Raw genomic sequence first — 12,765 nt, forward strand, 5'->3', positions numbered from 1 at the left:
TCGTGCCGAGCACTGTCGGTACCCCTGTCTTCGAGCACCATCGTGAGCCCCTGGGCATCGGCGAGCCCACACCCCGGCTGAGCTGGCGGACGGAGACCGACGTCCCGGGCTGGCGGCAGAGCGCCCACCAGGTGCGGATCACCGATGCCGAAGGCGCCGTCACCGCGGACACCGGGCGCGTCGAGTCCGCCGAGTCCGTCCTCGTCCCGTGGCCCGGCGGGCGGCTCGGCTCGCGCGAGCGGGTCGGCGTAAGCGTCCGGGTGTGGGGCGAGGGGGAGAGCGACCCCTCGCCCTGGTCGCCGGTCGCCTACGCGGAGACCGGTCTCCTGGCGCCCGCCGACTGGACGGCCCGGCCCGTCACCCCCGACTCCGGATCCCCCGACGGGCCGCTGCCCGCGGCGCTGCTGCGCCATGACTTCGACCTGACCGGTCCGGTCGCCTCGGCCCGCCTGTACATCACCGCCTATGGCGTCTACACGGCCGAGGTCAACGGCACGGCGGTCGGCGACCATGTCCTGTCCCCCGGCTGGACCTCCTACCGACACCGGCTGCGCTACCAGACCTTCGACGTGACCTCCCTGCTGCGGCCCGGCCGCAACACCCTCGGCGCGCTGCTCGGCGAGGGCTGGTACACCGGTCGCCTCGGCTTCGGCGGCGGCAGCCGGCACCTCTACGGTGAACGCCGGGCGCTCCTGGCCCAGTTGGAGATCGAGTACGCCGACGGCACGACGGCGGTCGTCGGCACCGACGAGCGGTGGCGCACGGCGACCGGGCCCGTGCTGCGCTCGGAGATCTACGACGGCGAGGCCTGTGACGCCCGGCTGGAGCAACCGGGCTGGTCCACACCGGAGTTCGAGGCGTCCGCCTGGCACCCGGTCGCCGAACTCCCCGCGCCCACGGCCGAACTGGTGGCCCCGACCGGTCCGCCGGTCCGGCGCACGCAGACCCTGCGCCCGGCCGAGGTGATCACCACGCCCTCCGGGCGGACCGTCCTGGACTTCGGCCAGAACCTGGTCGGGCGACTGCGGATCCGGGTGTCGGGTCCGGCCGGCCACCAGGTGACCCTGCGGCACGCCGAGGTCCTGGAGAACGGTGAGCTGAGCGTCCGCCCGCTGCGGCACGCCCGCGCCACGGACACCTACGTACTGCGCGGCGAGGGCGTGGAGACCTACGAGCCGCACTTCACGTTCCACGGCTTCCGCTACGCCGAGGTGGGCGGCTGGCCGGGTGTGTTGGACCCCGCCGACGTCGAGGCGGTGGTCCTGCACACGGACCTGGAACGCACCGGCTGGTTCGAGTGCTCCGACCCGCTGGTGAACCGGCTGCACGAGAACGTCGTGTGGGGCATGCGCGGCAACTTCCTGGACGTCCCCACGGACTGCCCGCAGCGTGACGAGCGCATGGGCTGGACCGGCGACCTCCAGGTCTTCGCCCCGACCGCGTCCTTCCTCCACGACTGCTCCGGCATGCTGGCCGGCTGGCTGCGCGACCTGGCCGCCGAACAGCTGGCCCGGCCGGACGGGGTGCCGCCGCTGGTCGTGCCCGACGTGCTGCCGGACATGTTCCCGCCGACCGCGCAGGCGGTGTGGGGCGATGTCGCGGTGCTGCTGCCGTGGACGCTGTACCAGCGGTTCGGGGACCTGGGGGTGCTGCGCGACCAGTACCCGAGCATGCTGGCCTGGGGCGAGGCCACGATCCGGCTGGTCGCGGCGGGCGGCGGCCTGTGGCGGCAGGAGTTCCAGCTCGGGGACTGGCTGGACCCGGCGGCCCCGCCGGACCGGCCGGGCGACGCCCGCACCGACGGCGACCTGGTGGCGAACGCCTATGTCGTCCGCTCGGCCGAGGTGCTGGCCGACACCGCCGCGCTGCTCGGTCACGAGGACGACGCGGCCCGCTTCCGGGCGCACGCGCGGGCGGTGCGGGAGCGGTTCACCGACCGTTTCGTCACGCCGGACGGCCTGCTCTCCTCCGACGCGCAGACGGCGTACGCGCTGGCCCTGGAGTTCGCGCTGCTGCCGACGCAGCGGCAGCGGCGGGGCGCGGCGAAACGGCTGGCCGAGGTCGTGCGGCGCGCTTCCTTCCGGATCGCCACGGGTTTCGCGGGTACGCCGCTGATCTGCGACGCCCTGTGCGCGGCGGGCGAGCCGCGGCTGGCCTACCGGATGCTGCTGGAGAAGGAGTGCCCGTCCTGGCTGTATCCGGTGACCATGGGCGCCACCACCATCTGGGAGCGCTGGGACTCGATGCTGCCCGACGGCAGCGTCAATCCGGGTGAGATGACCTCGTTCAACCACTACGCGCTGGGCGCGGTCGCCGACTGGCTGCACCGCACGGTGGCGGGTCTGGCGGCCGCCGGACCGGGCTGGCGACGCCTGCGCATCGCCCCGGTACCGGGAGGGGACCTGACCTGGGCGAAGGCGGCGCACCTCACCCCGTACGGCAGGGCGGAGGCGGGCTGGCGCATCGAGGAGACGCCCGGGGGGCGCGTGCTGGTGGTCGAGGCCCTGATTCCACCGGGCACCAGCGCCGAGGTCCACCTCCCGGGCGGCGAACCCCCAAAGGAGATCGGCTCAGGCCACCACACGTTCCGGCACACCTGGACACCACCGGTGACAGTGACCCCCTAGGGGCGCGGGGAACTGCGCGACCAGCCCCCACCGGCCCGCGGCCGGACAGGAAACCCCCGGGCCTCAACAACAGGACCCGCAGGCTTGAAGCCTGCGGGTCCTCGCGTCACGTCGGCCGAAGCCAGCGCAGCGTCACGCCGCCTTGGGGGCGTTCACGTCCGACGGCAGCGCCTTCTGGGCCACCTCGACGAGCGCCGCGAAGGCGTTGGCGTCGTTGACGGCCAGCTCCGCCAGGATCTTGCGGTCGACCTCGACGTTCGCGGCCTTCAGACCCTGGATGAAGCGGTTGTAGGTGATGCCGTTGGCGCGGGCAGCGGCGTTGATGCGCTGGATCCACAGCTGACGGAAGTCGCCCTTGCGCTTCTTGCGGTCGTTGTAGTTGTAGACCAGCGAGTGGGTGACCTGCTCCTTGGCCTTGCGGTACAGGCGCGAACGCTGACCGCGGTAGCCGGAGGCCGCCTCGAGGATCGCCCGGCGCTTCTTGTGGGCGTTGACTGCCCGCTTGACGCGTGCCACTTTTTACTCCTTGTAGCGGGGCCGCGGTTGGACTCACGCGGCCCGGAAACGACTTGGGTCCCGGTACTTCTGACTCAGGGCGCCGACCGGCGCCCTCGGGTCACTTGCCGAGAAGCTTCTTGATCTTCGCGGTGTCGCCCGGGGCCATCTCGGCGTTGCCGGTGAGGCGGCGCGTCACGCGGGACGACTTGTGCTCGAGCAGGTGGCGCTTGCCGGCACGCTCACGCAGGACCTTGCCGGAACCGGTGATCTTGAAGCGCTTGCTGGCACCGCTGTGCGTCTTGTTCTTCGGCATAGCGCCGTTATCTCCTCGTCGGTGGCGCTCCGGTGCCCGGTCGTGAAACCGGGCACGGTGGAACGTCGTACTTGTATCGGTTACATCCTGGGGCTTGCGCCCCCTGGTGCTGACCTGGGGCGTTGACCCCCGGGATCACGCCTCCGCGGGCTCCTCGGCAGGCACCTCGGCCTCGACCTCACCCTCGACCTCGGCGGCGTCGAACTCCGCGGCGTTCTGCGAGCGGCCGGGGTTGGCCTTCGCGTCCGCCTTGCGGGCTTCCTGCGCCTGCCGGGCCTCGGCCATGGCCTCGGTCTTCTTCTTGTGCGGACCGAGCACCATGATCATGTTTCGGCCGTCCTGCTTCGGGTTCGACTCGACGAAACCGAGGTCCTGGACGTCCTCCGCGAGCCGCTGGAGCAGTCGGTAGCCCAGCTCGGGCCGGGACTGCTCGCGACCACGGAACATGATCGTGATCTTGACCTTGTCGCCCTGCTTGAGGAACCGGACGACGTGACCCTTCTTGGTGTCATAGTCGTGCGGGTCGATCTTCGGCCGGAGCTTCATTTCCTTGATGACCGTGTGCGCCTGGTTCTTGCGCGCCTCACGGGCCTTCATGGCCGACTCGTACTTGAACTTCCCGTAGTCCATGAGCTTGCAGACCGGCGGACGCGCGCTCGCCGCCACCTCAACCAGGTCGAGGTCGTACTCCTGCGCAAGCTCCAGCGCCTTGGCAAGCGGAACAATCCCGACCTGCTCGCCGCTGGGACCGACAAGTCGCACCTCGGGAACGCGAATCCGGTCGTTGATGCGGGGCTCGGTGCTGATGGATCCTCCTCGGTAGCACCACACGGCGGTCTGGCGGACAGCCGCGTAACGTCTGTTTTCGTAAGACCTAACCGCACCGAAGCAGAAAAAATGCCCCAGACGATCACAGGCGGGTTCCTCGAACTACCGGAACACCGCCGCGGGGATCGCGGGGCGCAGAATCGGACGGCACGCCGTCGCCGTAACGGCGAAGCGACCGTCTGACCGGTGACCCGCCGCCCGAGGGGCAGTCAGGTGGGAGTTCGAAGCCTCCACTTGTGGGCCGGTTCAGCTAGCTGTGAGGCATACCTGTCCGGCCGGTCGTCACACAAGGCTAGCAGCAAAGCCGGGACAGGGCTAATTGAGACGGCCTGGGGCTATGTAAGAGCCCCCCGCGCCCTGCGCCTATCGTGTGGGGCATGAGTGAGACGCCCCTTACCGGCCCCGGCGACGCCGAGCAGCCCGACTTCGACGAGATGACCCGCGACATCGCCGAGGTCCCCGCGGTCGAGGTGATCGTGACGGTCGCCGTCAACCTGATGAGCGCCGCGGCCGTGAAGCTCGGTCTGACCGAGGAGGGCGACAAGTACAAGGACCTGGACGAGGCCCGCAAGCTGGTCACCGCCCTCGCCGGGCTGCTCGACGCGTCCGCGACCGAGATCAGCTCCTTCCACGCGGCCCCGCTGCGGGACGGCCTGAAGTCGCTCCAGCTGGCCTTCCGCGAGGCCTCGATCGTCCCCGACGAACCCGGCCAGGGCCCCGGCGAGAAGTACACCGGCCCGGTCTACGGCTAGCGGTCGCTCCCCTTCGTGTACGGCGGTCGGTCCCTGACGTACAGGGGCTCGCCCGGCGGCGTGGTCCCGGCCGGCAGCAGTGCCAGGTCGAGGCCGCGCACCAGCCGGGCCCGGAGCGTCCCGTCGGCGGCGAGCCGCTCGGCGACGGCCCGCGCGGCCTCGGCGGGCGGCGCGGCGGCCGGATCGAGGACCAGCGCCAGCGTCCCGTCGGCGGCCCCGGGCCCGAGGTGGGCGCGGAGCACGGCGGGCTCGGCGGCCAAGGCGGCCCGGACCGCCCCGACCACGGCCGGATCGGCGAGCGGGTCGGTGGTCGTCCGCCCCTCGGCGAGGGCGAGCAGCGCGGCGCCGGTCAGCTCGAACGGCACCGGCCCCGCCAGGTCGAGCACCACGGTGTCGGCCTTCTCGTGCGCGGCGGCCCGCAGCGCCTGGTGCAGGGGTACGGCGACGGGCCGGGCCGCCGGGTCCCAGCGGGCCAGCGAGGCGGTGGAGGTGAAGGCCGGCAGCGCGGTGCGGTGGCCCGCCTTCAGGGTGGGGACGGCCATGTCGCTGGTCTTCTCGCGGCGCAGCCCGTTCTCGTCCTCCTCCACCTCGCCGAGCACGGCGACCACCGGGACCAGCAGCCGGGCGCCCTTCAGCGCCTCCAGGACCGGTCCGACGGCACCGCGGTCCGCGGCCCAGGCGGCCAGCGCGGCGGTCAGCCGGGGGTCGGCGGAGCCGTCGTCGTCGGAGTAGCCGGAGTCGGGAATGTTCTTGTTCGCCACGGTCCCCGACCCTATCGGTGGGATGCTGCTGCGGTTGTGCGGCCCCCGAAACCGCCTGGACACGGGTTTCACGGGAATCTCAGATTTCCCTGACCTGGTTCTAACGTCCAGCAAACGGCTCACACAGTCCGCGGCCCGAGCATCGCGGGCATGGAGTCCCCCAGAGCCACCTCAGGATCCCGCCGGGCCCGGCGCCGCGGTCGGCCCCGGCGCCGGGCCCTTCTCTACGTCTGCCTCGCCGCGGTCGCCGTCGTCGGTGTCACGGCGGCGGGGACCGTGTACGTGAAGGCGCACGCGCGCGAGAACGCCGTATCCTCGGCGCCGTCGCCGTCGCCGTCCTCCTCGGCCTCGGCCCATGAGGAGGCATCGGTGGAACCCGTGACGGAGCCGGCCGTGGACCGGGACGCGCTGCTGAGCTCGGCGATGGGGAAGGTGACCGTGCCGTCCGGGGCGAAGGTCTCGGCGGCCGTCCTCGACCTGGACTCCGGCGACAGCGCGGCCTACGGCGACTCGGCCTTCGACACCGCGAGCATCGTCAAGGTCGACATCCTGGCGACGCTGCTGCTGCAGGCGCAAGACGCCGGCCGGCATCTGACGGCGACGGAGAAGGCGTACGCCACGAAGATGATCGAGAACAGCGACAACACGTCGGCGTCCGAGCTGTGGGACATCATCGGCAAGGCATCCGGGCTGGACGCGGCGAACAAGCGCTTCGGGCTGACCGGGACAGAGGGCGGCGACGGGGCGCTGTGGGGGCTCACACAGACCACCGCGGCCGATCAACTCACCCTGCTCCAGCAGGTGTTCGGGGACGATTCGAAGCTGAGCGAGGCCTCCCGGACGTACCTCCAGGGGCTGATGAGGACGGTCGAGTCGGACCAGCGGTGGGGGGTCTCGGCGGCCGCCGACGGTTCGGCGTTCGCGCTGAAGAACGGGTGGCTGGCGCGGAGCACGACGGGGCTGTGGGACGTCAACAGCATCGGGCGGGTGACGGTGGCGGGGACGGACTACCTGGTCGCCGTGCTGTCGAAGGGGACCGTGAGCCAGGCGAGGGGGATCTCGCTGGTGGAGGCGGCCGCGAAGGCGGCGGTGAGTTCCTTCACCGGAGCTGATGCGTCCGCGTCTGCCTCGGCTTCGCAGTAGGGGGAGGGTTCGCCGGCGGGTGCGGGCCCGGTGGGGGCCGGTCGCGCAGTTCCCCGCGCCCCTTTCGGGGCGCTGTATCCCGGGGCGCTGCAAGAGCCAGGGCTCTTCAGACGGATCTGCGGCGGCCTCGCCACAGCACCACCGCCGCCACCGCCAGCACCCCGCCCGTGCCGCCCGCCAGCGGGGCCGCCCAGTCCGTCGCACCGGCCGGCTCCTCCTTCGGGTCCGGGCCGGAGCCGAAGTACTCCTTGCCGTAGGACGCCGACGCCAGGTTCTGCGTCCTCAGCTTGGCCGCGGCCTTGATCGCCGCCGCCGGGTCGATCATGCCGAAGCCTCGGGAGTCGTCACGGCCGCCGGCCGGGGCGTCGCGGGCGGTGTCCTCCAGGAGCTTCTTGATCTGGGCCGGGTTGAGACCCGGGTGGGCGGCCTTGACCAGGGCCACGGCGCCGGAGACGAAGGCGGAGGCGGCGCTGGTGCCCCAGCCCTCGTAGTACTTGTGGTCCGGGTCGGCGATGACGATGTCGACGCCGGGCGCGCTGACCGTGGCGTACCAGCGGCGGGTGGAGAAGTCGGCACGGGTGCCGAACTTGTCGACCGCGGTGGCGGCGATGACGCCCGGGTAGGCCGCCGGGTAGGAGATGTGGTCGCCCTTGTCGCCGCCGTTGCCGGCCGAGGCGACGACCACGACGTCCTTCTGCAGGGCGTACTGGATGGCCTCGTCCTCGCTGGGCTCGGGGTGCGCGGAGGCGGAGTCGTCGCCGAGGGAGAGGTTGATGACGTCGGCGCCGTGGTCGGCGGCCCAGCGGATGCCCTCGGCGAGGGCGTTGCCCCGGGTGGAGCGGGCCTTGCTGCGGGCGCTGTCGCCGTCTTCGAGGATGACCCGGACGGGGAGGATCCTGGCCTCAGGGGCGACCCCCATCACACCGTCCTGGTTGCCCACCCCATGGCCGTGACCGGCGATGATGCCGGCCATGGCGGTGCCGTGCCGGGCCCAGGTGCGGTCGCCGGGACTGGCCCCGAAGCCGATCATGTCCTTGGCGGCCAGGACGTTGCCGACGAGGTCCGGGTGGTCGGCCTCGACGCCGGTGTCCAGGACGGCGACGGTGATGCCCTTGCCCTTGGTGGTCCGCCAGGCCTCGTCGAGGTGCAGGGCGGACAGGCCCCACTGCTGGGCGCGGATGCTGTCCGCGTAGGCGGTGGTGGACGGCAGCAGGGCGAGCGAGCCGGCCAGCAGCAGGCTCACCGCGGCTCCGGTTGCGCGGCGCTTCATGAGGGCTTCTCCGTTGCCGGGCCGGTGATGTTCTGGCGCAGTCGCCGTTCGATGCGGTCGGCCAGGCCCTGTGCCTCGTTGCCGAGACCGGCCTGGGCCGCGGCCGTGGTGGCGCCCGACACCTCGGCGTCGGCGGCGGGCTGCGGGGTGTCGACGGTACGGCCGTCGGCCCAGCCGGAGACGGCGTAGGCGACGACCGGGGCGTCGGTGAGCACGGAGATCGTCCAGGAGGCGCGCTGGTGCGGGCCGAACCGCTCGGCGGCGGTGTCCTTCGCGGCGTACGGGAGGGGCAGCAGGTCGGTACGGCGGTCCAGGCGCTCGGCCGTGAACCGCTTGGCGAGGGCGGTCATCCCGGCCGGGTCGGCCTTCGTGAACAGCAGGCCGACGGTGGTCACGTAGCTCTGGGTGGCGTCGGTGTAGGTGGCGCGGATCAGGCGCTGGCAGCCGACGGGGGCGAGTGCCTTGCGCAGCAGCGGGTCGAAGGCGCCGGTGCAGCCGGTGGCCGGGGCGACGGCGATCCTGGTCCAGGAGCGGTCGGCTCCGCCGGGGCCGGCACCGGTGCCCTGCACGGTGCGCGGGAACAGTTCGTCGACGGGCACGTCGTGCCACAGGCCGGCGGCGGAGCTGAAGCTGGTCGCCGTGCCCGTGTCGTCGCCGTCGTCGACGAGCCAGCCCCCGGTCACCGCGCCGCCGATGAGGCCGAGGCCCAGCACCATGCAGGCGGCGGCGACGACGGTACGAGGCGCCACGCGACCGACCAACGACAGCCCCCGCCCACGCTCGTCGTACCCCTCCGGCTCACCGAAGGTCACAACGGGCCGGTCCCGGCCGGGAGTTCCCAGGGAACTCCAGGACATCGCGGGGTCGGGGCCGGGCCCGGGGCCCTGTGCGGTGTCGTGACGGGAATCGGACGCGGCGGCGGGATACGGCACGGCACCGGAGTCCGCACGCTCCGGCGCGACCGAGGGCCGCGGCGGCGCCCCCGCCACCCCGTCCACGACCGGAAACACCGCACCGGCCGCCGCCGAAGCCACGGAACGCACCGGGTCGGCCGACCAGTCCTCCGACTCGGCCCCCGGCACCCCACCGAAACGAGCCACCGACTCCGCCGGACGCGACGGACCACCGGCCGCCGGGCCACCGGCCACCGAGGGCTCGGCCGGCCGCGGCGAAGCACCGGGCCCCGAAGGACGGACCGGCCGCGGCGGCATACCGGCCGCCGGAACGCCCCTCGGTCGTGAGGGAGTACGGGGCGTCGTGGCCTCCGCCGGGCGCGGTGGGGTGTCCGAGGGCGGAGGGGTCGAGGGGCGCGGTGGTGTGGTGGGCTCCGGCGGACGCGGTGCCGTGCCGGGCTTCGGGGGGTGGGGCGGGCGTGGCGGAGTGGCGTCGGCCGGGGGCCTGGGGGGTGTCGTGGGGCGGGGTGGGGCCGTCGGGACCGGGAACGTCCGCATGTGGGGGCTCCACGCGCTGCCCGAGTCGGGCATGCCGATGCCGGTGGCCGGGAAGTCGCCGCGGGGTCGTTCGAGCCGTCTGGGTCTGGTGGTGCCAGACGTGTCGCTCGACGGCGTGGCCGACGGTCCCGCGGGTCCCCGTCGCTCGTCCGGCGTCGGCTCCGCGTCCTCCGCCGCGCGGACGGGGCGCGGCGGAGCGGTCGGTTCCGCCCCGGTCCGCACCCGCCGTGCCGAGGGCCCCGGACCGTACGACAGCCGGAACGGCGCGGTGCGCCCGGAGGCCCCGGGCGGCACCGGTCGGCCGGGCTCCCGGCCCGAGGGCGCCTGCGGCACACCCCGGCCGGTCTCCCGGTCGGAAGGCGGCGGGCCCTGCGGCGGCCGGAAGTTGGGATAGCGGGGCCTGACGACGCGTTCGGCGGACGCCGGGCGGCCTGTGGTCCGGTCCCCCGTGCTCTGTTCGCCCTGCGCCACCGCACCGCCCCGACTCGTCCGGTCATCACGACTCTGCTGCCCGTCGGGCCGTCCCGGCAGCTGGTCCTGCCCGGTGGTGTCGGCCCCGCCAGTGGATACGTGCGGCCGCTGCGTGCGGTTCACCCGGTTCGGCCGGTCGAAGAACCCCGGCCGGTCCGCCCGGCGGGACGCGTCGGCCGCCTGCGGGACATCGCCTCGGGTGTTCGCGCCGTTGCCGCCGGTCCCGGCGTTCCCCGGCAGGGCCCCGTCGGCCGCCTGCGCGGGCTCCCCCATGGGGTCCGCCGGGATGGGGCCGGGTGAGGGGCGCCGTGGGATCGGGGCGTGCTGCGCTTCACTGCTCATGCGCCCCCCGTTTCCTCGTACCCGGGCCAACTTCTCGTACGGGCCGTCGTGCTCCGCCGCGCGGGGTCGTCCACCCCCGGGCACGCATACCCGCACGCGCGGACCCGCATCCCGGCGCGGGTCAGGCGGCCGGGTTCGTTCCGCCGTACGTGCGCGTCACTCTACGGGTTGTCGGAGGCCGAACGGGAACCAGTCCGCGCCCCCGCGGCATCTGCCCGGATCGTCCCCCTACCCTGCGGTAATCCTGTCTGGCAGGCTTCCTTCATGACTGCGCGCGCCGCCGACCGGGCCCGTTACGACCGGGCCACAGCCCACCTGGACGCACCTCTCGCGATCGTGGATCTGGAGGCCTTCGACGCCAACGCGGACGATCTCGTGCGCCGGGCCGGCGGCAAGCCGGTCCGGGTCGCCAGCAAGTCGGTGCGCTGTCGCCACCTGCTGGAGCGGGTCCTCGCGAAGGAGGGCTTCGCGGGGATCATGTCGTTCACGCTCGCGGAGTCGCTGTGGCTCGCGAGGTCGGGGTTCGACGACATCCTGCTGGCGTACCCGTCCGCCGACCGGAGCGCGTTCGCCGAACTGGCGGCCGATCCGAAGCTGGCCGCCGCCGTGACCGTGATGATCGACGACCCGGCACACCTCGACCTGATCGACGCCGCCCGCGACGGCGGGAGCGAGGTGGTCCGGGTCTGTCTGGAGCTGGACACCTCGCTGAAGCTGTTCGGGGGGCGGGTGCGGGTCGGGGCCCGGCGCTCGCCGCTGTACTCCCCCGCCCAGCTCGCCGAGCTCGCCCGGACCGTGGCCCGGCGGCCGGGCTTCGAGCTGGTCGGCATCATGGGGTACGAGGGGCACATCGCCGGGGTCGGGGACGATGTCGCCGGCCGGCCGCTGCGCTCGCGCGCGGTGCGTCTGATGCAGGCCACCGCCCGCCGTGAGCTGGCCGAGCGGCGCGCCGCGGTGGTGCGGGCGGTCCGGGCGGTGGTGCCGGGCCTGGAGTTCGTCAACGGCGGCGGCACGGGCAGTGTGCAGACCACGGCGGCGGAGGACGCGGTCACCGAGATAGCGGCGGGCTCGGGTCTGTACGTGCCGCGCCTCTTCGACAACTACACGTCGTTCACCGGCCGCCCGGCCGCCCTCTTCGCCATGCCGGTGGTGCGGCGGCCCGGTGTCGGGGTCGTCACGGTCCTCGGCGGCGGCTACCCGGCCTCGGGCGTCGCGGGCCCGGACCGGCTTCCGGTGCCGTACCTGCCGGAGGGGCTGTCGTACGACGCCCAGGAGGGGCCCGGCGAGGTGCAGACCCCGCTGCTCGGGGCCGCCGCGGACGACCTGCTGATCGGCGACAAGGTGTGGTTCCGGCACGCCAAGGCGGGCGAGCTGTGCGAGCGGTTCGCCGAGCTCCAGCTGGTCGAGGGCGACCGGGTGACGGCGACCGTACCGACGTACCGCGGCGAGGGCCACACCTTCCTCTGACCGTCGGCCTGCGGGCTCCGGCCCCCGAGCGGCTAGCGCGCGGGGCGGATGCCCCGCGTGATCTCGTCCATGTCGGACAGCGGCGGTCCGTCCGGGCCCGCGTCGAAGACGAACCGGACGACGGCCGGGGCCGGGACGCCGCCGGCGGACGGGAAGGCCAGGGACTGGACGTAGCCGCCCGGTCCGTCGGCCGTCCGTACCCGCCAGCGCACCAGATAGCCGTCGCGGCCCGCCACCGCGACCCGCCCGGCCTTGACGACCTGGTGGGAGCGGATGCCCCCGAAGGGCCGCCGTCCGCCGGGATCGTGGCCGTACGCAGCCTCGGCCGCGTCGGGTACGTCCCGTTCGGCGACGGTGCGCGGGGAGGCGCCGTCCGCGCGGCCGGCCGTACCGCTGCTGACCTGGCCGTGGCGGCACCGGCCGGTGTCGGCGGGGCAGGCGTAGGTGCCGTCGGTCGTCATCACGACGTCGTCCTGGGCGACGGACGACGGGCTGGTCCAGCCGGCCGGGACCGGCAGGGCGATGCCGTTGAGCTGGTCGACGACCAGGGACGGGGCAGACGGGCCGCTGGGGGCGGTGTCGATCGTGGTGTCGCCCGTGCCGCGCACCCCGTCCGTGCGCAGCCCGGTCGCCCCGGTGACGATCGCCGCCGCGAGCACGGCCCCGGCGGACAGCAGCGCGACGGCCCTGGCCCGTCGGCCGGACGCCCCGGCCGCCGGGGGCGGCGGCGCGGGGTGGCCGGCCGGGGTGCGCCGGTGCTCGGTCCAGGCTCCGCCGTCCCACCAGCGCTCCAGGTGCGGAGCCTGCGGGTCGGAGTACCAGCCGGGCGGCGTCATGCTCAC

General features: G+C 73.7%; 11 protein-coding genes. 4 read left to right on the forward strand and 7 right to left on the reverse strand.

All coding sequences use genetic code 11. The features are described from left to right. Positions 1-2 precede the first annotated feature (2 nt). Positions 3-2,627, forward strand: coding sequence for a family 78 glycoside hydrolase catalytic domain (locus IEZ11_RS23130; protein WP_229713297.1), 2,625 nt, complete (start codon positions 3-5; stop codon positions 2,625-2,627). A gap of 132 nt (positions 2,628-2,759) precedes the next feature. Here the strand turns inward: IEZ11_RS23130 and rplT are convergent, their stop codons facing one another. The 3 genes from rplT to infC form a co-directional block, all read right to left on the reverse strand. Further along, entirely contained in the window at positions 2,760-3,143 is a 384-nt protein-coding gene (gene rplT / locus IEZ11_RS23135) for a 50S ribosomal protein L20 (RefSeq protein WP_020938960.1), read from the reverse strand. Positions 3,144-3,243: 100 nt separating this feature from the next. After that, a complete protein-coding gene (gene rpmI / locus IEZ11_RS23140) occupies positions 3,244-3,438 on the reverse strand; it encodes a 50S ribosomal protein L35 (protein WP_189264757.1) in 195 nt (64 codons plus the stop codon). 135 nt (positions 3,439-3,573) lie between these two features. Further along, complete coding sequence (gene infC, locus IEZ11_RS23145) at positions 3,574-4,269, reverse strand: translation initiation factor IF-3 (protein WP_189264758.1); 696 nt, start codon at positions 4,267-4,269, stop codon at positions 3,574-3,576. A 374-nt stretch (positions 4,270-4,643) separates the two neighbouring features. Here infC and IEZ11_RS23150 point away from each other — a divergent pair, with 374 nt between their 5' ends. After that, positions 4,644-5,018 carry a DUF1844 domain-containing protein gene (locus IEZ11_RS23150; RefSeq protein ID WP_189264759.1) on the forward strand — a complete coding sequence of 125 codons (375 nt, stop codon included), beginning with the start codon at positions 4,644-4,646 and terminating at the stop codon, positions 5,016-5,018. Here IEZ11_RS23150 and IEZ11_RS23155 read toward each other — a convergent pair. Further along, positions 5,015-5,779: an SseB family protein gene (locus tag IEZ11_RS23155; RefSeq protein ID WP_189264760.1), complete on the reverse strand. Its 765-nt coding sequence runs from the start codon at positions 5,777-5,779 to the stop codon at positions 5,015-5,017. The genes IEZ11_RS23150 and IEZ11_RS23155 overlap by 4 nt on opposite strands. Before the next feature lie 150 nt (positions 5,780-5,929). On the opposite strand from IEZ11_RS23155, the gene IEZ11_RS23160 reads away from it, so the two are divergent. After that, a complete protein-coding gene (locus IEZ11_RS23160; RefSeq protein ID WP_189264761.1) occupies positions 5,930-6,922 on the forward strand; it encodes a serine hydrolase in 993 nt (330 codons plus the stop codon). 106 nt (positions 6,923-7,028) lie between these two features. On the opposite strand, the gene mycP is transcribed toward IEZ11_RS23160, so the two are convergent. After that, positions 7,029-8,192, reverse strand: coding sequence for a type VII secretion-associated serine protease mycosin (gene mycP / locus IEZ11_RS23165; RefSeq protein ID WP_189264762.1), 1,164 nt, complete (start codon positions 8,190-8,192; stop codon positions 7,029-7,031). Then, positions 8,189-9,292, reverse strand: coding sequence for a hypothetical protein (locus IEZ11_RS23170; protein WP_268239920.1), 1,104 nt, complete (start codon positions 9,290-9,292; stop codon positions 8,189-8,191). Before IEZ11_RS23170 ends, mycP begins: the two co-directional genes overlap by 4 nt. 1,428 nt (positions 9,293-10,720) lie before the next feature. Between IEZ11_RS23170 and IEZ11_RS23175 the strand changes: the two genes are divergently transcribed. Beyond that, on the forward strand, positions 10,721-11,923 hold the full coding sequence (locus IEZ11_RS23175) for an amino acid deaminase/aldolase (protein ID WP_189264763.1): 1,203 nt from the start codon (positions 10,721-10,723) through the stop codon (positions 11,921-11,923). A 32-nt stretch (positions 11,924-11,955) separates the two neighbouring features. Here IEZ11_RS23175 and IEZ11_RS23180 read toward each other — a convergent pair whose 3' ends face one another. Beyond that, entirely contained in the window at positions 11,956-12,759 is an 804-nt protein-coding gene (locus IEZ11_RS23180) for a DUF2510 domain-containing protein (RefSeq protein WP_189264913.1), read from the reverse strand. Between the last annotated feature and the right edge of the window lie 6 nt (positions 12,760-12,765).

Origin of the sequence: Streptomyces fuscichromogenes (assembly GCF_014645815.1) — a bacterium.
GTDB classification, from domain to species: Bacteria; Actinomycetota; Actinomycetes; order Streptomycetales; family Streptomycetaceae; genus Streptomyces; species Streptomyces fuscichromogenes.